Origin of the sequence: Streptomyces sp. NBC_01750 (assembly GCF_035918095.1) — a bacterium.
Classification (GTDB): Bacteria; Actinomycetota; Actinomycetes; order Streptomycetales; family Streptomycetaceae; genus Streptomyces.
In genome coordinates, this window is sequence record NZ_CP109137.1 from 5,695,185 (window position 1) to 5,713,264 (window position 18,080).

Sequence of the window (18,080 nt, forward strand, 5' to 3'; positions counted from 1 at the left end):
CCGATGAGCCCGACAACCGGTCAGCTGAGGGGAGTTGGAGATACGTCGGACCGGTAATCGTTGTCGCGGATGCAATGACTTCGGCCGTATGCCGCTGGTGATCGCGGGGCTGCTGTTCCTGGTGCTGTGCGTGAGCCTGATCGCGGACCAGCGGTGGCCGGAGTTCTTCCGGCCCGGCGCTGTCAGAGCCGTGCGGCCCGGACGCCCTCGGTGGTCGGGCCGTACAGCATTCCGTCCCGCACCACCGGGTCGTCAGCCAGGGCTCCGTCGTACGCACCCGCCACCGTGGTTCTCCGGTGGCGATGTCGTACTGCCCACCACGCCGTGTCGTGGCCGACGAGGGCCAGGCGGCCTGCCGGGACCGGGAGGGTCCAGGACGGTTGTTCGCGGTTGCGGCGCCACAGCTGTCCGCCGGTCCGGGCGGAGTGCGCGAGGACATAGCCGGGGCGGTCGTCGCCGATGCTCCGGCGGTCCTCGCCGTGGTAGTCGTCGCCGGACGAGAGCAGCACCGTGCCCGCGTAGGGAACCACCTCGTCGCGCGCGTGATCGGCCGTTGTCGCCGTCCGTGTCCGGCGCCCGTCGGCGGTGGCGTGTGCGTGCAGTTGGCCGCGGCCGTCGTGAAGATAGGCCGTGGTGCCGTCAGGGGCCACGGTGATCGTGCCGTCCAGGGCCGGGACGTTCCAGCGCGGGGCGCCGTCGGCCGCGTCGCGCGTACAGGCGGGTGTTGCCCCTGGGGCCCGAGAGGAGGAGGACGGCGTCGTCGCCGAGCGCGAAGGACGGGGAGTACGTGCCGCGGGCTGCCGGGACCTGCCGGCGAACGCGGCCCGTGGCGGGGTCGCAGGCGGCCGCGCCGTCGGCTTCCAGCGCGTGCAGAAGGTCGGGCCCGATCGTGGAGACGAAGACCGTGCGGCCGGCGACCCTGAGTTCGCCGTGGATACGGCCGTCGAACGTCCACGCCGTGGCCCGTTCCGTCCTCCTGCGCCGCGGTGCATGCGTCGACGACGCCCGCCACGACCGTCGTGGCCACCACGCCGAGCGAGCCGCGCAGCTGAGTGCGGCGGCTGATGCCGATGTAGTCCCCCATCGCGTTCACGGGCGCTACGTACAGCAACGCGCAGCAGCGCCGCCGGGGGAGCGGCGGCGCTGCTGTCCGAGGGAGTCAGGACCGGTGGTTACGGGAGGGCGTGCACGTGCGGGCCCACCGCGTTGGACCACGCGTTGCCCGACTTGGCGTCCCAGTTCGTGGACCAGGTCATCGCGCCGCGCAGCGAGGGGTACGTCTTGGAGGGCTTGAAGGAGCCGCAGTTCGTGCCCCTGGCGAGGCAGTCCAACGCGTTGTTCACGATCGTCGGGGAGACATAGCCGCTGCCGGCACCACTGGTCGACGCGGGCAGACCCAGCCCGACCTGGGCCGGTGCGAGACCGCCCTCCAGCTGGATGCAGGCGAGGGCGGTGAGGAAGTCCACCGAGCCCTGCGAGTACACCTTGCCGTCGCAACCGAGCATCGAACCGCTGTTGTAGTACTGCATATTGACGACGGTCAGGATGTCCTTGATGTTGAGCGCCGTCTTGAAGTACTCGTTCGACGTCGACTGCATGTCGATGGTCTGCGGCGCCATCGTGATGACGAGCTTGGAGCCCGCTTTCGACGAGAGCGAGCGCAGCGCCTGTGACATGTACGTCGAGTTGAGACCGTTCTCCAGGTCGATGTCGACGCCGTCGAAGCCGTACGTCTGCATCATCGAGTAGACGGAGTTGGCGAAGTTCGTCGCGGAGGCCGAGTCGTTGATCGTGACGGTGCCGTTCTGGCCGCCGATCGAGATGATCACGGACTTGCCGGCCGCCTGCTTGGCCTTGATGTCCGCCTTGAACTGGTCGACGGTGTAGCCGCCGAGCCCGGCGGAGTCGAGATTGAAGGTGACACCGCCGGGCGTACCGGTCGCGTCGGCGAAGGAGACCGCGATGATGTCGTAGTTGGCCGGTACATCGCTGATCTTCTGGACGGTGGCCCCGTTGTTGAAGTTCTGCCAGTAGCCGGTCACCGCGTGCTTGGGCACCGATCCGCCGGCCCCGCCACCGCCGGTGGCCGAGGTGGTACCGGTCACCGCCGCGGACTTCGCGGACTCACCGGCCGCGTTGGTCGCGGTCACCTGGAACTGGTACGAGGTGGATGCGCCCAGCCCGGTCGCGGTCGCCGAAGCGCCGGTGACCGACTGCACCTTGGTGCCGTTCTGGTAGAGGTTGTAGCCCGTCGCGTTGGACACGGCGTTCCAGGACAGGGCCACGGAGGACGAGGTCACGGATCCGACCGCGAGGCCGCCCGGGGCGGCGGGCACGGTCGGCGAGGGGTCGCCGCCACCGCCGCCGTCGGGACCGAAGACGGAGACGTCGTCGGCGTAGTAGGCGGCCTGCCCGTACCAGCCGTGCGTGTAGACCGTCACGGAGGTCGTGCTGCCGCCGGTGGTGAAGGTGGTGGACAGCTGCTTCCAGCCGGCGGAGTCCGGTGTCCAGGTGGAGACGTCCGTCGTGCCGGTGCCGCTCGCGCCGAGGTAGGTGTAGCCGCCCTGGACCCAGGCGCTGAGGGTGTACGTCGAGTTGGGCTTCACCGTGACGGTCTGCGTGCACTTGGCGTTGTCCTGCCCCGCGGGCGTGGCCTTGAGCGCGGAGGCGCCGCCGTGCACGGGGGAGGAGGTGGTGGCGCCACTGCCGCCGGAGCAGGTCCAGTTGGTGAGCCCGGACTCGAAGCCGGCGTTCTTGGCGACGTTGATGTCGGCGGCCTGCGCGGTCCCCGAGATGCCCACGAGGGTGAGTCCGGTTCCGACGGCGAGCGCCAGGGCGGCACCGAGCCATCTCCGTGAGCGTGTGGTGCGGTCCACTTGCTGCCTCCGGTGGGGGAGTTGGGGGTGTGGAGGGGGTTACGGAACGGTGGCCACCGTTGGGCGTACAAGTTGGTCCAGACCAATAGGGTTGTCAAGACCTCTGGCGATGATTCGTATACGGACGCGCACCACGCATCCGGCGTGTGAGCAGGACGGCGGCGTTCAGGCCTCGTCCTGCAACCGGTCCCCGGCGTATCCCGCCACGCGCCCCACCACCAGCACCGCGTTGGACAGCAGTAGCCCCTCCACCGCCAACTCCTCCCACTGCACCGCCATATTGAGCAGCTGCGCCACGACCGGTACGGCGAAGGACGCCGTCAGATGTCGGGGCGTCGAGGCCCGGTACGGCTTGCGGTGGATCCGCGCCGCCGCCCAGGCCGCCGGCGCGACGCAGAGCGCGTTCGGCAGATGGATCAGCAGCAGCCGGCCGCCGAAGGTGGCCGGGCGCGGGCCCGTCGCCACATAGTCGTAAACGAGTGACGGTCGTGCCTGGCGTGGATCCGTGGACCCAGGGCGGGGCCCAAAGTGGAGCGGAGCGCCGCCGAATTCACCCTCGTGTAACGAGAGTTAACTCCTGACCTGTTCGTCCGATATCGCCTGTGCGGAGCGTGTGCGGGTTGGGGCTCTGGGTTCTGAAAGGTGTTCTCTGCCTCCTAAGTCGTGGTTAAAGTGCTGCTGCAGGAGCACGGAGCAGTAGGGATCTGCGGGCGTCGGGTTTCCGGCGGCCGGAGCTGAACGGGGAACCAGCGTGCCGACCGCAATAGCTGTCACCAGCGCCGATCTGGTGCTGCCGCCCACCGACCACCAGACCCCCACAGCGGCTCTGCTGCAGGCGCCGGATGCCCAGCCCCTGGGCGCCGCGCTCGCCGACATGTCCGTCCTGCTGGAGCAGCACGGCTATGTGATCGCGCTCTATCCCGCGTCGATTCCGGTCGCGCACGAACGCCGGCTGCACACCGTCCGGTCGGTTCTGGAGAGCAATCGGATCGCGCTTCTCAAAGTCGATCTGCCGCCGCTCGGCATCGCGGTGCTCGTACGGCAGCTGCGCCAGTTATCCATCTGCGACTTCAGCGCGGGTGTCGTCGCCTCCGCCGCCCGCCTGCTCTCCCACTACATCTACGCGGGCGCGCTGCTCAGCTCCGTCACCAAACTCGACCGCGTTCCGGTGAGTCTGAAGTCGCATGCCAAGTCCTGGGTTCCGGGCTCCCAGTTCGGCGTACTCGCCAACCCGAGCCCACAGCTCATCAAGATCGGCTCCGGCCGGCTCGCCGGCCCCGACTTCGCCACCCAGCTCGTCGTGGCCAAGGGCCAGTTGCAGTCCGAGTGGGTCACCTCGGCGCTGGCTCCCGAGTGGCAGGCGCAGAGTCTGCAGGAGACCGCGCTTCCGTCCGACTCGCCACGCTGGTGGGGCACGGGCAAGCTGATCGAGTTCGCTGCTTTCCTGCCTGATATCTCAGTGCTCTACCAGCTGGTTTCCTCCGTACGGCGAGAGGGGTGCACCTGGTGCGGAATTGAACTCATAGGTGACCGCTGCGGTTTCTGCTCGGCCACCCTCGCCGCGGCAGAGAACCAATCCCAGGATCCTGGTGTCCTGAAACATGGAACACCTACGTACCAGGGATCGTGAACTGCCTCCCCGGCAGTCCGTCCCGACGGTGACGGCCTGTCGCAAGCGTGCACCCCATCACTCCGCTCGCTCTGTCCGCTCCGTCAGTCCCCATCTGCGAACGAGGTTGTCCTGCCCATGAATTCACGCCAACGCCGCGGCGTCATACTTCTGCTCCTCTCGGTTCTGTGCGCTTTCGGTGCGTTCGCCGGCGTGCTTTCCGTGATCAGCGATGTGAATTCGAAGGTCGGTCCCGAGGTCGCCGCATACCGACTCAAGAGCGACGTGTCTCCCTATACGGCATTGCAGGCGGGACAGTTCGAAAAGGTCACCATGCCCAGGCGCTGGCTCTCGGACAGTGCGGTGACCGATATCTCCGTAATCGAAGGCAAGATCGCCGTCACTCGGCTCAAGAAGGGGTCGCTGCTCCAGGACGACATGATCGTCAAGCGGCCGGTACTCGCTGCTGGTGAGCAGGAGATCGCCATCATGATCGATGCGGCGACCGGCGTGGCAGGCAAGATCACACCGGGAGACCTGGTCAATATCTTCGCGACCTTCGCCGGCAAGAAGGAGGGTGACGCGGACCAGTCCCGCATCATCGTCCCCAACGCAAAGGTCATCGACGTCGGCCGGCTCACCCCGCTGGAGCCCAAGGACGACAGCAGGAGGAGCGGTCCCAGGGAAGCCGTGCCGATCACCTTCGCCCTCAACACCACCGACGCGCAGCGCGTCGCCTATGCCGAGTCCTTCGCCGAGCATGTGCGGCTCGCCCTTCTCGCCAAGGGCAGCCCCGCCACATTGCGCCCGGGCGACAGCACCTACACCCTCGACGAAGACAAGAACAGGTGAGGGCTGTATGACGACACGCATCCTCCCGGCCGTCGGAGAAGCCGATGCCGCCCGGTCCATCACCACTCTGCTCAGCCAGCTCCCGGACGCGGAGCCGGCCTCGCCGGTGAGCGACTCGACCTCACTGCTCGACATGCTGGCCCGGTTGGCGGCCGAGTCGCTCGACGAACTGCCCGAGGTCGTCCTGGTGCATGAGCGGATCGGGCCGGTTCCCGCTCTTGAACTGATCCGGGAAGTGGCCCTGCGTTTTCCGGCGGTCGGGGTCGTTCTGGTGACCGCCGACGCGAGTCCCGGTCTCTACTCGGCGGCCATGGACTCTGGCGCGCGAGGACTGGTCGGGCTGCCGCTCTCGTACGAGGAACTGGTGCAGCGGGTCCAGGCCGCGGCCGGCTGGTCCGTCGGCGTCCGGCGACACCTGGGACACAGCGGCGATGTCTTCACCGGCCCCGGCGGAACGGTCGTCACCGTCAGCGGGGCCAAGGGCGGCGTCGGCACCACCCTGACGGCAGTCCAACTGGCCCTGGCGGTCCGGGCGTCGGGAAGGACCGTCGCACTCGCCGACCTGGACCTCCAGGCCGGGGACGTCGCCTCGTATCTGGATGTGCAGTTCCGCCGGTCGATCGTCGACCTGGCCGGCATCCAGGACATTTCACCCCGTGTGCTCCAGGACGCGCTCTTCGCCCACCAGACGGGGATCGGGCTGCTGCTCGCGCCGGGTGAGGGCGAGCGCGGCGAGGAGGTCAGTGACCGGGCGGTCCGCCAGATCGTCAGCGCCCTGCGCAACCGCCACGAGGTCGTTGTCATCGACTGCGGCACACAGATGAACGGCGCCAATGCCGCCGCCATCGAAATGGCCGACATCACGCTGCTGGTGACCACGCCGGACGTGGTCGCCGTACGGGCGGCCAAACGCATGGTCCGTATGTGGGACCGGCTCCAGATCCGCAAGGCGGAGGAGACGGTCACGGTGGTCAACCGCTACACCCGCGGTACAGAGATCCAGCCGCCGCTGATCGAGAAGATCACCGGCACCCGGGTCTCGCGGGTGGTCGTGCCCGCCAACTTCAAGGAACTTCAGCCGGTGGTCGACGCCGGCCGGATGCAGGACCTGGAATCCAAGTCCACTGTGAAGCAGGCGCTGTGGGGCCTGGCGGGAGAGCTGGGACTCGTACGAGTGCCCGAAGGGGCGGACAAGCAGGGCAGGTTACGCGGGGACCGGGGCTCGATCGGTGTCCTGCGGGCACGGACGAGGCGAGAGGACTGAGGGGGCGCGTTGAGCCATGAGATCTCCAGGGACACCCAGCCGCACAACCGTACGGCTGCGCGGCGACCGGGGCCAGGCCGCCATCGAGTTCACCGGCATGGTTCCGATCGTCCTGGCCACGATGGTCCTGCTGTGGCAGGCCGCACTCGTGGGATACACCTTCTCGCTCGCTGGTAACGCGGCGGACGAGGCCGCACGGGCCGGGGCCGTCGCACGAGCCGACCAGAGCGCGGCTTGCCAAGGAGCGGGCCGTGAGCACCTTCCGGAGGCATGGCGCGGAGCGGCCGAGTTCGATTGTCCACCCTCCGGCGGCGACCTCTTCACGGCCACGGTCTCGCTCCGAGTGCCGGTGCTCTTCCCAGGCAGCGTGAATCTTCCCTTCAGCGTCGACGGCAGCGCCTCCGCGGTGAACGAGGCTGCGCGATGACGCGCCCGGCGCGCGACGACCGGGGCCAGGCGGCCGTCGAGTACGCGGGTGTGCTCGCCCTGCTGCTCTTCGTGGCACTCGCTGCCATCCAGCTCGGACTGGTGGCCTACACAGCTCAGCAGGCGGGCACGGCGTCGCGGGCCGCCGCACGGGTGGCCTCGCAGAAAGGCGGGGCCGACCGCTATGTGGAATCCGGCAAAGCGGCGATGAGTGACTGGCTCGCGGACGAGGCGGTCATCTCCGAAGCATCCGGCGGCAGTTCCGACGAGGTCAAGGTGACGGTCAGGGTCAAGGTCCCGGCCCTGCTTCCCGTCTTCGACTTCGGCGACGCGACGAGATCCACCACGATGCGCTGCGACTGACCCGTCATCCGCCCCCGTACCACCTGGAACGCCCCAAGCACCACAGATCAAGCACCAAGCACCACGCACCCGACAGCACCGCACCAGCAGCATCTGGGAGATGAGGACATGAGCCTGCGGGCGCGCATCAGCAGTCCCGAGCCGGTCAATGGCCACAGCGAGGAGAACCGCCTCGTCGGGATCTACCGCGCCAAGCTTCTCGAGGAGATCGACCTCGCGGAGATGTCCGCACTGGCGGCCGCCGAGCGTCGCGCACGTCTCGAACGAGTGCTGGGCCACATCATCAGCCGCGAGGGCCCTGTCCTCTCCACCGTCGAGCGTTCGCAGTTGATCCGCAGGGTCGTCGACGAGGCACTCGGTCTCGGCATCCTGGAGCCGCTGCTCGAAGACGCCTCCATCAGCGAAATCATGGTCAACGGCCCTGAACAGGTGTTCGTCGAGCGCGGTGGACGCCTGGAGATGCTCCCTCTGCGATTCTCGTCCAACGAGCAGCTCATGCAGACCATCGAGCGCATCGTCTCCACCGTCAACCGACGTGTGGACGAGGCCAACCCGATGGTCGACGCCCGTCTCCCCTCGGGTGAGCGTGTCAATGTCATCATTCCCCCGCTCTCTCTGAGCGGCCCCATCCTCACCATCCGGCGCTTCCCCCGCGCTTTCACCCTGCAGGAGCTGATTGCCGTCGGCTCGCTCGACGAGCAGATGACGCTGCTACTGGCCGGCCTTGTCCGCGCCAAGTTCAATGTGATCGTCTCCGGGGCAACCGGCACGGGCAAGACCACCCTGCTCAACTCCCTCTCCGGGCTCATTCCGGAGGGCGAGCGCATCGTCACCATCGAGGACTCCGCCGAGCTTCAGCTCCAGCAGTCCCATGTCATCACCCTGGAGAGCCGCCCGCCCAATGTCGAGGGCAAGGGCCGGGTCACCATCCGCGATCTCGTGCGCAACTCCCTGCGTATGCGGCCCGACCGCATCATCGTCGGCGAGGTCCGTGGCGGCGAGACGCTCGACATGCTCCAGGCGATGTCGACAGGTCACGACGGCTCACTCGCCACAGTGCATGCCAACAGCGCCGAGGACGCGCTGATGCGACTACAGACCCTGGCTTCCATGTCCGAGGTCGAGATCCCGTTCGCGGCCATCAAGGACCAGATAAACAGCGCCGTCGACGTCATCGTCCAGCTGACCCGGCACGCCGACGGCTCCCGACGGATCACCGAGATCGCCGTCGTCGACTCCTACGGTCGCGAGGAGTACCGGATCGTCTCGGTCTGCCGCTTCAATTCCCGGCCCATGTCCGCCGACGGACTGATCCACGGAGAGTTCGAGTACTACCCCGTGCCCCGCCGCGTCGCCGAACGCCTCTATATGAAGAGCGAGCCCCTGCCCCCGGCCTTCGGCGTCGCCCAGTCGGAGACCCAGCTCGCTCTGCGCAGAACGGCAGTCTGACCAGATCCGGCACCAGCCCCGTCCCGTCCGCCGCCCACCGAGAAGGTCTCGCCCGATATGGATAATCTCCCGCTTCTGACGATCGGAGTCACACTTTTCGCCTGTGTGCTCTCCGTCGTCGGCGTGCACACCTACACCTCGGGCAGGGCACAGCGACAGGCACTCGTCGAGCGCATGTCCCAGACGGGCCAGATCGCGATCGAAGGCGGCAGGCGTCGCCGCTTCACCGGCCTGGACCGGCGGCTGCGGAAAACGAAGCTCGGCAAGCGAATCGAGCGCAAGATCACGGCGACCGGCCTCGATCTGACGAGCGGCGAGTACTTCGTCTATGTCGTCGCAGCCCTGCTCGCCGTGTACTTCATCGTCGGCGCGATCTTCGCGCCCTTCTTCGGATTGCTGGCCGCCTTCGCGAGCCTCTGGGGCGCCAACGCGTTTCTCAACTGGCAGCGCGTCAAACGCACCGAGGCCTTCATCAGTCAGCTCCCCGAGTTCACCCGGGTCCTCGCCAACGCCACCCAGGCGGGCCTCGCGATGCGTACGGCTCTCGCCATGGCGGCCGAGGAACTCGACGATCCGGCCGGTCAGGAGCTGAGCAAGGTCGCCGACCAGCTGGCCGTCGGCCACAGCCTGGACGACGCCCTCGGCGAGCTCGCCGACCGGCTGCCGTCCCGCGAGCTCATCGTCCTGGTCACCACGCTCATCCTCTCCAACCGGGCGGGTGGACAGGTCGTCACCTCTCTGCGGAACCTGACCGAGACGCTGGAGGAGCGCAAGGAGACCCGTAGGGAGGTCAGCACGATGCTCTCCCAGATCAAGGTCACCGCCCTGGCCGTGCCGCTGCTGGGCCTCGGCTTCCTGCTGATGATCAACGCGATGACGCCGGGAGCGCTCGACAAGATGACCGGCTCGGTGCTGGGGCAGTTCGCCACCCTCATCGCCTTCGGCCTGTACGCCCTCGGCGCGTTCCTGATTCGCCGTCTGTCCCGGATCCAGGTCTGAGGGGAAGGAGAGACACCATGGGACTTCTGCTCGCTGCGCTTCTCGGGCTCGCCGTGTACGGCATCTTCCACGGCATCCGCCTGTACCGTGCCGACGCCAAACTTCCCCGCGATCTCGCGGTCGCCCTGGAGGTCGGCTCCACCCGCACCAGCGCGATGGGCTCCGGAATCGACCGGCTCGGTATGCGATACGCCCCTTCCGTGCTCCGGATGATGGGACCCAAACGCGTCGACGCACTCCGGCGGCGCCTCGACATGGCCGGCAACCCCGGCGGCATGACCGTCGACCGCTATGCCGCGCGCCGGGCGGTCTACGGTTCCCTGGGGGTGATGGCGGCGTTCGCGATGCTCCTGCGGGGGCAGCCGGTGATCGGCATCCTCGCCCTGTTGTACGGGCTGCTGTGGACCGACGTCATCATCAGGTCGGCCGTCCGCAAGCGCCGGTCGGACATCGAGCGCACCCTCCCCGACTTCCTCGACGTCCTCGCCGTCGTCGTCTCAGCGGGTCTCGGCTTCCGCCAGGCTCTGGAGCGCGTCGCCGAGAAGTACGAGGGACCCTGGTCCGACGAACTGCGCATCACGCTGCGGCAGATGGACATGGGTGTCAGCCGGCGTGAGGCCTTTGACCAACTGCGCAAGCGCAACGACTCCGAACAGGTGTCGATGTTCGTCACAGCTCTCCAGCAGGGCGAGGAGCTCGGTGCGCCCATCGTCGACACCCTCATTCAGATCGCCACGGACATGCGGCGCACCGATGCCCAGAACGCGCGGCGCAATGCCGCCAAGGCGGTGCCGAAATCGACGCTCGTGGTCACCATGGTGATGCTCCCCGCAACCATGATTCTGATCGTCATGAGCTTCTACTACGGCTCCGGAGTGGATTTCGGAGCCGTACTGGGCGGATGACCGCCGCCGCCGCAGCATTCCGCCGGACACCGACGACGCCGCAGACACCGAACGGGAGGTGACCCCCATGGCCACGAGAACAGCAGCCCTCAGCGGCGGCAACGCCGGCGAGCTGCCACACGACGTGGCGGGCGCCGGACCCGCCCGAATGCCGTCGCTCCCCATCCAGGTCAACGCCCTTCAGGCGCTGTGCCGTCAGGTCTTCGGATTCCGGCTTGCGATGATCGCCCTGGCCGCGCCCTTCGCGCTGGCGGGCACCAGACAGGGGCCCGCAAGCTGGCTGGTGGGGGCGGCGGTGCTGGTCACGTTCATGACCTCGTACGTCCTCCTGCGCGACTGGGAGCGCTTCGGGCCCGTCCTGCTGCGCCACCCCTGGCTGCTGGGCGCCGACATGGTTTTCGGCGCTCTGCTGCTGGTCACGGCCTCGCCGGACTCGACTCTCGCCTACGTCACCATGTGCACTCCGCTGCTCGCGGGACTGATCTACGGCTGGCGGGGCGCCGCGGTCTTCGCTGTCCTCCAGTCGCTCATCATCGGCGGCGCCTACGCGGTCAACCTTGAGGTCAGGGCAGGATTCAACGCGCTCCTCCTGCCAGGGCTGTGCATCCTGGCCGGAGCAATCGGCAGCACGCTGCGCAACCTCATGCTGGGATTCGGGGCGGCCAGCCAGGCCCTCACCGAGGCACGCGCCCGGCTGGCTGTGAGCGGAGCCGTCGAGGAGGAACGGGCCAGGCTCGCCCGCGAGATGCACGACTCGGTGGCCAAGACACTGCACGGTCTGGCCCTGGCAGCAGACGGACTCGCGAGCACCGCCGACCGGATGGACCCGCTCACCGTCAAGCACCAGGCCGAGCTGGTGGCCCGCTCGGCGCGCCGCGCCGCCGCGGAGTCGCGGGAACTCCTCTCGGACCTGCGGCGGGAGTCCGGTCTGGACGGTGGCGTCGACGTACTCGCCGAACTGGGCGCCCGCACCGAGGACTTCGCCCGCCGCCACGGCGTGCGGGCCACCTTTCGCAGGCTCGGGGACGGAACGGCGCCGCCCGTGCCCCACGCCGTTGCCCGCCAGGCGCTCACGATCGCCGCCGAGGCGATGGAGAACGCCCAACGCCATGCCCGGCCCAGCTATCTGGATGTGTCGGCCGGTGTCGTCGGAGACGTACTGCGGATCAGCGTGTACGACGACGGGCGGGGACTTCCCCCCAACACCTCACTCGACGGACTCAGGCAGGCCGGCCACTTCGGCCTGGTGGGCATGGTCGAGCGGGCAGCCTCCATCGGCGCACGCATCCGGATCGGCAAGGGGCGTGCGGCGAGAGGCACCGAAGTGCGGCTGGAACTGCCGGTCGTCGCCCTGAACCTCGCGCCGGGGATCCCCGCCCAGCCGAGGCAGCACCGTGCTCCCTTGCTCAACTGACGGCCCCCCGCTCACCACTCAACCTCGACAACCCACCGTTCCCCATCCATCGAGAGGAGGCTGCAGCCATGCCGGACGACATCTCCCGCAGCTCGGGACAGAACTGGACCCAGCAGTCCCATGTCTCGCAGCACACGTCCTCGCACTCCACCCCGCTCAGCTCAGACCACACCACGGGCATCCCGCTCGCCTCCGCGCCGCCCGTGACAACCGGCGAATTCCCCGCCCTCCCGGGCCCGGCCGCGATGCCGGCCGCCCCGCCCCTGAGGGTTGTCGTCGCCGACGACAACCCCGTCGTACGTGCAGGCCTGACCGTGCTGCTGCAGGGTCGTGACGACCTCGAAGTCGTCGCGGAAGCCGCCGACGGACGCCAGGCCTACGATGCGGCCGTCCACCACCGCCCTGACGTGGTACTGCTGGACGTCCGGATGCCGGGCGTCGACGGACTCTCGGCCCTGCCACACCTGGTGCGCCTGGCTCCTGTGCTGATGATGACGTACAGCCGGGAGAGCGCGATCGTGCATGAAGCGCTGCGGCTGGGCGCGGGCGGCTACCTCGTACACGGCGAGTTCACCGCCGACCAACTGGTCGCCGCGGTGAGGGACATCAAGCAGGGCCGGGCGCACTTCACGCACTCCGCCTCCAGCGCACTGCTGGCCAGTGTCCGTGGGGACGCGGCGGAAGGACGGGAGGGACAGCCGCTGCCCGAGGGGCTGGGTGCGGCTCTCACCGGGTCCGGGTCTCCGCCTGTCCCTCGGGAATCGTCTGCGACCGCATACGCGACACCGGGGCAGGATGCCCGTCATCATCCGGCGAGTCAGTCGGGACAGGGCTTTCGGGCCGGTCCGAGCCAACAGGAATTTGCTCAACAGTCTTCGCTTACGCAAGCGAATGTGGCACATTCTTCTTCAGGCTCCGATGTAGTCGGAGGACCGCGAGGAGTGATCGCCGAGTTGAGCCAGCGGGAGGTCGAGGTGATGGAGCTGATTGCGTCCGGCATGACCAACCAGCAGATCGCCGACTCCTGCTTCATCAGTCAGAAGACGGTCAAGAACCACATCAACCGCATCTTTGCCAAGTTGAATGCGGGTAGTAGGGGCGAGGCCATCGCCATCTGGCACGGCATGGCGCAAGGGGGGTCGTTACGGCATGGCTGAGCGTTCTGTTGCCCAGAGTGTCCGCGACGTGCGGGCCGGAGGGGCCCAATCCCCGGATTGGGCCCGGAGTTGGGCCCTGAGGCCCATGTCGGGGGATGTGGACCCGGCGTACGTTTCTGACGTCGTCGGCCGGACCGGCCAGGAGGAAGCCGGTAGGGCGGGCGGCACAAAGGACTCGTACGAGCCGGCCGGCCATCGGGCGGCCGGCACCGGAGGGGAAATCCATGTCGAACGTGACGCTGAAGACCATGGTCAACACCCGTGTTTACGTCGCCAGTTGGATGGCGGCGACGACGGTTGCGATGAAGGACCGCAGGGACAAGGGGCAGGGCGCCGTCGAGTACGTGGGCGTGATCGTTCTGGTCGCCCTGATCATCGCGGCCATCGTGGGTTCCGGTGTGGCCAACGACATCGCCACGGGTCTCACGACCAAGGTCGGCGAGATTCTGGGCAACGGCGGTGGCGGCGGTGGTGGTGGCGGTCAGTAACCACAGCAGGCGATAGCAGGTTCCGTGAGTCAGGGCAGGCCGCTCCCATCTACATCACGATGGTGGCTGGCCTGCTCTTTCTCGCGCTCGCGTTCTTTGCGGTAGGCCAGGCAGGAGCCACGCGCAATGGCGCCCAGTCCGGCGCCGACGCGGCCGCGCTCGCCGCGGCCCAGGAATCCCGTGACCACTTCCGGGGCTTCCTGAAGGGAAAACTTCTCGACCTCGACTTTCTGCGTGACCTCTTCAACGGCGACAGGATCGGGACTTACGACGGTTGCGGAACGGCCGGGCGCCTGGCTCTCCGGAACGGGACTGAGCTGAAGAACTGCGACAGGGCGAAGGACGGCCGCTGGGGCTTCACCGTCCGAGTCGTCTCGCAGAAGCCGGTCGGTGACACGATCCTGCCCGGCACCGAGGACGACTACGCAAGGGCCGAGGCCACCGCCGTCGTCGAACCCCTGTGCACCCTCAAACCCCGGGAGGACGAGGGGAAACCGGGCAGCGGCGACGGCCAGGAAGACGAGCCGGACAAGGGCAAACCATCCTCCCCGGGACGGCTCGTCTGCGACGGCGACGACTGGGACATTGATCCCGAGAATCCGGATCAGCTTCCGGAACTGTCCCATCTCTTCTCTGTCCGGCTGGCCGAGGACTGACCGCGAGCGAACGCAAAGGAACATCAGTGATGAGTATTCGGCACGGAGCGATGACCCGCAGGGCAGTGACAGCTGCCCTTGCGGCGGCGCTGACTGTCTCTCTGACCGCCTGCGGCGGCGACGAAAAAGGTTCGGGCGGGACGGAAGGCAGCGAGTCCACCTCCGCTCCGCCGGGCAAGAAAGAGAACAAGCCCAGTGATGGCAATACTGTGCCGGACACCACCAAGGCCCTGGCCACCATCAGTGGCAGTAACGGCTTCCAGTTCACCATCCACAGCGCCGCCCGCGACGACGGCGGCTTCCTGACGGTTTCTGGAGCAGTCAAGAACACCAGCAGCAAGCGGCAGTTTCCTCCGATTCAGTGGAACGGCGAGGAGAGCCAGGTCAAGAGGACTGGCCGATCTTTCGCCGGAATGACCCTGGTGGACAAGGTCGGCAAGAAGCGCTACTACGTGCTGCGCGACACCGATGGATTCCCGCTGACCACCACGGGTCTTAACGGGATCGACGCGGGCCAGAGCGTCGACTTCTTCGCCCAGTTCCCCTCGCCTCCGAACGAGACAAACAAAGTTGATCTGCAGATTCCGCTGATGCCCACAGCCACGATTGAGATCTCCTGATGCGTGCCACGACGCCTCACAGGCTCAAGGCCCAAGTGCGCCCAGCAGCGACCTCACTCGCCGCGGCGTTCCTGCTCGTCAGCTTCCAGCTCGCCACGGCGAACGGCGCGTCGGCCGACGACGATCCGAGCATCCCGCCGGGCAGCGAATCGACGTACACACCGCCGAAGATCGACAGCAGCAATCCCGGCCTGAAGATGCGCGACGGCGCGACCCTCGCCGATTCGCGGGTGCTGGACATCGTCTCGATCGTCGAGTCCGAGGGCGGTGAGGAGCGCCGCGAGGAAACCAACTCGAATCTGAAGTTCGCCCTGCAGGCCGAAGTTCTCTTCAGCAAGGACAGTGCGAACCTCTCTCCCCAGGCGAACGGCCGGATCGCCGCAATCGTTGCGGAGATCAAGAAGCACAACGCAAAGAGGATCCGGGTCTTCGGATTCACGGACAACCTCGGCACCTACGAACACGGCCAGGTCCTTTCCAAGAAGCGCGCCGGCGCCGTTCACGGTGTGCTCGCGCAGCAGTTGGCCGACGCCGGGATCACCTACGAGGTCCGCGGCTACAGCGAGGACTACCCGATCGCCGACAACGCCACGGAGGAGGGCCGTACGAAGAACCGCAGGGTCGAGGTCTCTTTCCCGACAGGTGGAAGCAGCTGAGATCCCTCCGGTCATACGTGGTACAGCCGGCCCGCAGCGCGCTGTGAGCCGGGTCGCGACCGAGTGGGCCGGAGGAATGCAGAGCGGTGCGCAAAGCCGGTGAGGTCGGCGCAGCGGGCGTCCGGAAGGGTCGACGCCCCTGCAGTGGGAACGCCGACCACGCCAAGGCGAACGGCCGTGGTCCCAAAGAGACTTGAGCCCGGGTTTGGGCCCGCGGGCCCATGCCTTCGAGGGGCGGGCTGCCTAGCGTCGGAGCCATGTCGCTTGTGGGGGTTGTTCGCCGAGTCAATCGTTGGGCGCGTAGGACATGCCCGCGCACCGACGTGCGGCTGCTGGGGCTGCGGAAGACGCAGTCGGGCCAGTCGGCGATCGAGTACGTGGGTCTGGTCGCCGTTGTCGTGGCGATCGTCGGGGCACTGCTGGCAACTGGTATCGGCCCCACCATCGCCGAAGGGCTCAGCACCCAGGTGTGCAAGATCACCGGCGGCGAGAACTGTGGCGGAGGTGGCGCCCCCCAGGCACAGGGCGACCCGGACGATCAAGGCGGGCAGGACGATCCGGGCGGCACCGGCGACTCCGGCGGCACCGGCGATCCCGCCTCCGACAACGGCGGCGACGACGGTCACAAGACACAGACCCAACTCGACTACGACAAGGCGCTCAAGGAGCTCCAGGACGCCCGGACCGCGGAGAAGTCCGACCAGGACAAGGCGCTCGAGGCCGCGAAGGAACTCGCGAAGATCCTCGCCGAGGAACTTGGCATCACCGACGCCCTCGACTGCATCACCAAGGGGGACATGGGCGCCTGCACCGAGACCCTCATCAATGTGCTCCTCAGTGTCATCGGTGGTGCGGTCGGGAAACTCGCGGCGAAGTACGGCGCGCCATGGAAATGGAAGAAGGCCGTCGAGCTCGTCAGGAAGCTCAAGAAGCACGGCGGAGAGCTGTACGACGGGCTGAAGGGGCTCATCAAGAACCGCAAGCGGGTCGGGGATGCGGAGAAGAAGCTCGCCGACGCGAGGAAGAAGCTCGACGCCGAGAAGAAGAAACCCAAGGACGGCGACAAACCGACCGCATGTCCGGTCAGCCACAGCTTCCCGCCCGGCACACCGGTCCTGCTCGCCGGCGGCCGACGTATTCCCATCGAGACGGTACGTGTCGGCGACCGTGTCAGGGCGACCGACCCGGCGAGCGGAGCGACCGTCGCCCGGCAGGTCACGGACACCATCACCACCCGCGAGGACAAGGCCTTCACCCGTCTCATCGCGCGTACGCAGTCCGGTCCCGCCGTGATCACCGCGACCGACACCCACCCATTCTGGGTGGTGGATCTCCGTCGCTGGGTCCATGCGGGCGAAATCCGCCCCGGAGCGTTCCTTCGCACCTCGGCCGGTACCGCGATCCAGATCGGCGCCGTCCGGAGCTTCGTCAAGCGACAGACCACGCACGACCTCACCGTCAGCGGTATCCACACGTACTACGTGGCGGTGGGCGACAGCTCGGCGCTCGTCCACAACAACGACTGCCTGACGAAGTACAAGCTCAAGCTGAAGACGCGTCCCGCCAACTACGGCAACCCCAGGCAGCGCGCGTACCAGCGCCGTCACGCCGGCGACACCGAGTACCAGGCCGAGGGCGGCGGCGAGAAGGTCTGGGCGGACGGCTTCGACTCCAACACCGGGGAACTGATTGACGCCAAGTTCGTCGACAAGCCCGACAGGAGCCCGTTCATCAAGGATTCCAAGGCGCCCGACTTCATCCGGGAGAAGGTGGACGCGGAGATCAACGACGAGTTCCGGAGGTACGCCGCCGTCCTCAAGGACAAGGGCACACCGGTGAACAAGCTGCGTATCGTCACGAATGATCCTCGCGCCGTGCAGTATTTCCAGGACAAGCTGCGCCAGTACGGAATCCCTGGCCAGGTTGTCGTGAAGCCGTGAGCTCGTGAAGCGTGGAGGAGTGGACGGGATGGCGTACCTGGTGGTGTTCGACAGCGAGAAGTGGAGTGTGGGTCAGGACGCCCTCGTGTCGTCTCTGACGACCGAGTGGCCGGCGGCCGCAGTGCGGCGCAGGGAACTCGACGAGGGCGCCGAAGTCCGCGATGTCGAATGGGAGGTGCAGCGCGGTGACGAAGAGGTGGAGGGTTACACCCACGTCGACGGCCGGTGCATCTACCTCGACGGGAACATCGGTCTCGTCGCAGACTTCGCCCTCTGGTACCGCAAGCTCGTTCCGAAGGAGATCGAGGTTGTCTTCTGCGACGACGGCTACAGCTTCGATGTTGCCGTCGACGAGACCTCGACGAGGGAAGAGCTGGTGGCTGCGGCAGAGGAGTGAGGCGTGACG

Annotated in this window: 18 protein-coding genes and 1 pseudogene; 16 read left to right on the forward strand and 3 right to left on the reverse strand. The window is 67.5% G+C overall.

Annotated elements, in window-relative coordinates; genetic code table 11:
* Window positions 1-182: 182 nt before the first annotated feature.
* The 3 genes from OG966_RS25980 to OG966_RS25990 all read right to left on the reverse strand — a co-directional run bounded on the left by OG966_RS25980 (window position 183) and on the right by OG966_RS25990 (window position 3,341).
* Window positions 183-650 carry a hypothetical protein gene (locus OG966_RS25980; protein ID WP_326652274.1) on the reverse strand — a complete coding sequence of 156 codons (468 nt, stop codon included), beginning with the start codon at window positions 648-650 and terminating at the stop codon, window positions 183-185.
* Between the two features lie 522 nt (window positions 651-1,172).
* Window positions 1,173-2,876: a chitinase gene (locus tag OG966_RS25985; protein ID WP_406731108.1), complete on the reverse strand. Its 1,704-nt coding sequence runs from the start codon at window positions 2,874-2,876 to the stop codon at window positions 1,173-1,175.
* A gap of 165 nt (window positions 2,877-3,041) precedes the next feature.
* On the reverse strand, window positions 3,042-3,341 hold the full coding sequence (locus OG966_RS25990; RefSeq protein ID WP_326652275.1) for a hypothetical protein: 300 nt from the start codon (window positions 3,339-3,341) through the stop codon (window positions 3,042-3,044).
* 286 nt (window positions 3,342-3,627) lie between these two features.
* Between OG966_RS25990 and OG966_RS25995 the strand changes: the two genes are divergently transcribed.
* The 16 genes and pseudogenes from OG966_RS25995 to OG966_RS26070 all read left to right on the forward strand — a co-directional run bounded on the left by OG966_RS25995 (window position 3,628) and on the right by OG966_RS26070 (window position 18,071).
* Complete coding sequence (locus tag OG966_RS25995) at window positions 3,628-4,506, forward strand: hypothetical protein (protein ID WP_326652276.1); 879 nt, start codon at window positions 3,628-3,630, stop codon at window positions 4,504-4,506.
* Between the two features lie 117 nt (window positions 4,507-4,623).
* A complete protein-coding gene (gene cpaB, locus OG966_RS26000) occupies window positions 4,624-5,337 on the forward strand; it encodes a Flp pilus assembly protein CpaB (RefSeq protein ID WP_326652277.1) in 714 nt (237 codons plus the stop codon).
* 7 nt (window positions 5,338-5,344) lie between these two features.
* Window positions 5,345-6,601 (forward strand): AAA family ATPase, encoded by a 1,257-nt coding sequence (locus OG966_RS26005; RefSeq protein WP_326652278.1) that lies wholly within the window; start codon window positions 5,345-5,347, stop codon window positions 6,599-6,601.
* 16 nt (window positions 6,602-6,617) lie between these two features.
* The gene (locus OG966_RS26010; RefSeq protein WP_326652279.1) at window positions 6,618-7,028 is read left to right on the forward strand and encodes a TadE/TadG family type IV pilus assembly protein; all 411 of its coding nucleotides are present in this window, start codon (window positions 6,618-6,620) and stop codon (window positions 7,026-7,028) included.
* Complete coding sequence (locus tag OG966_RS26015) at window positions 7,025-7,390, forward strand: TadE/TadG family type IV pilus assembly protein (RefSeq protein ID WP_326652280.1); 366 nt, start codon at window positions 7,025-7,027, stop codon at window positions 7,388-7,390. Before OG966_RS26010 ends, OG966_RS26015 begins: the two co-directional genes overlap by 4 nt.
* A 108-nt stretch (window positions 7,391-7,498) precedes the next feature.
* The gene (locus OG966_RS26020; protein ID WP_326652281.1) at window positions 7,499-8,839 is read left to right on the forward strand and encodes a CpaF family protein; all 1,341 of its coding nucleotides are present in this window, start codon (window positions 7,499-7,501) and stop codon (window positions 8,837-8,839) included.
* Window positions 8,840-8,896: 57 nt separating this feature from the next.
* Window positions 8,897-9,838, forward strand: a complete 942-nt coding sequence (locus OG966_RS26025; protein WP_326652282.1) for a type II secretion system F family protein — start codon at window positions 8,897-8,899, stop codon at window positions 9,836-9,838.
* A gap of 17 nt (window positions 9,839-9,855) precedes the next feature.
* Window positions 9,856-10,743, forward strand: coding sequence for a DUF5936 domain-containing protein (locus tag OG966_RS26030; protein ID WP_326652283.1), 888 nt, complete (start codon window positions 9,856-9,858; stop codon window positions 10,741-10,743).
* A gap of 67 nt (window positions 10,744-10,810) precedes the next feature.
* The gene (locus tag OG966_RS26035) at window positions 10,811-12,157 is read left to right on the forward strand and encodes a sensor histidine kinase (RefSeq protein WP_326652284.1); all 1,347 of its coding nucleotides are present in this window, start codon (window positions 10,811-10,813) and stop codon (window positions 12,155-12,157) included.
* 68 nt (window positions 12,158-12,225) lie between these two features.
* Window positions 12,226-13,314, forward strand: coding sequence for a response regulator transcription factor (locus OG966_RS26040; RefSeq protein WP_326652285.1), 1,089 nt, complete (start codon window positions 12,226-12,228; stop codon window positions 13,312-13,314).
* 224 nt (window positions 13,315-13,538) lie between these two features.
* A complete protein-coding gene (locus tag OG966_RS26045; protein WP_326652286.1) occupies window positions 13,539-13,802 on the forward strand; it encodes a hypothetical protein in 264 nt (87 codons plus the stop codon).
* Between the two features lie 44 nt (window positions 13,803-13,846).
* Window positions 13,847-14,458 (forward strand): annotated as a pseudogene (locus tag OG966_RS26050) (pilus assembly protein TadG-related protein); the annotation flags it as partial.
* Window positions 14,459-14,487: 29 nt separating this feature from the next.
* Window positions 14,488-15,078 carry a hypothetical protein gene (locus tag OG966_RS26055; protein WP_326652287.1) on the forward strand — a complete coding sequence of 197 codons (591 nt, stop codon included), beginning with the start codon at window positions 14,488-14,490 and terminating at the stop codon, window positions 15,076-15,078.
* Window positions 15,078-15,734: an OmpA family protein gene (locus OG966_RS26060; RefSeq protein ID WP_406731103.1), complete on the forward strand. Its 657-nt coding sequence runs from the start codon at window positions 15,078-15,080 to the stop codon at window positions 15,732-15,734. The genes OG966_RS26055 and OG966_RS26060 overlap by 1 nt, the downstream gene beginning before the upstream one ends.
* Before the next feature lie 257 nt (window positions 15,735-15,991).
* Entirely contained in the window at window positions 15,992-17,674 is a 1,683-nt protein-coding gene (locus OG966_RS26065) for a restriction endonuclease fold toxin-2 domain-containing protein (protein WP_326652288.1), read from the forward strand.
* Window positions 17,675-17,702: 28 nt separating this feature from the next.
* Window positions 17,703-18,071: a hypothetical protein gene (locus OG966_RS26070; protein WP_326652289.1), complete on the forward strand. Its 369-nt coding sequence runs from the start codon at window positions 17,703-17,705 to the stop codon at window positions 18,069-18,071.
* Window positions 18,072-18,080 lie beyond the last annotated feature (9 nt).

Coding starts and splice junctions, on each gene's coding strand:
- OG966_RS26035 (WP_326652284.1), top strand. CDS start 10,811: ATGGCCACGAGAACAGCAGCCCTCAGCGGCGGCAACGCCGGCGAGCTG.
- OG966_RS26065 (WP_326652288.1), top strand. CDS start 15,992: ATGTCGCTTGTGGGGGTTGTTCGCCGAGTCAATCGTTGGGCGCGTAGG.
- cpaB (WP_326652277.1), top strand. CDS start 4,624: ATGAATTCACGCCAACGCCGCGGCGTCATACTTCTGCTCCTCTCGGTT.
- OG966_RS26015 (WP_326652280.1), top strand. CDS start 7,025: ATGACGCGCCCGGCGCGCGACGACCGGGGCCAGGCGGCCGTCGAGTAC.
- OG966_RS26005 (WP_326652278.1), top strand. CDS start 5,345: ATGACGACACGCATCCTCCCGGCCGTCGGAGAAGCCGATGCCGCCCGG.
- OG966_RS26010 (WP_326652279.1), top strand. CDS start 6,618: ATGAGATCTCCAGGGACACCCAGCCGCACAACCGTACGGCTGCGCGGC.
- OG966_RS26030 (WP_326652283.1), top strand. CDS start 9,856: ATGGGACTTCTGCTCGCTGCGCTTCTCGGGCTCGCCGTGTACGGCATC.
- OG966_RS26055 (WP_326652287.1), top strand. CDS start 14,488: ATGAGTATTCGGCACGGAGCGATGACCCGCAGGGCAGTGACAGCTGCC.
- OG966_RS26060 (WP_406731103.1), top strand. CDS start 15,078: ATGCGTGCCACGACGCCTCACAGGCTCAAGGCCCAAGTGCGCCCAGCA.
- OG966_RS26070 (WP_326652289.1), top strand. CDS start 17,703: ATGGCGTACCTGGTGGTGTTCGACAGCGAGAAGTGGAGTGTGGGTCAG.
- OG966_RS26025 (WP_326652282.1), top strand. CDS start 8,897: ATGGATAATCTCCCGCTTCTGACGATCGGAGTCACACTTTTCGCCTGT.
- OG966_RS26040 (WP_326652285.1), top strand. CDS start 12,226: ATGCCGGACGACATCTCCCGCAGCTCGGGACAGAACTGGACCCAGCAG.
- OG966_RS26020 (WP_326652281.1), top strand. CDS start 7,499: ATGAGCCTGCGGGCGCGCATCAGCAGTCCCGAGCCGGTCAATGGCCAC.
- OG966_RS26045 (WP_326652286.1), top strand. CDS start 13,539: ATGTCGAACGTGACGCTGAAGACCATGGTCAACACCCGTGTTTACGTC.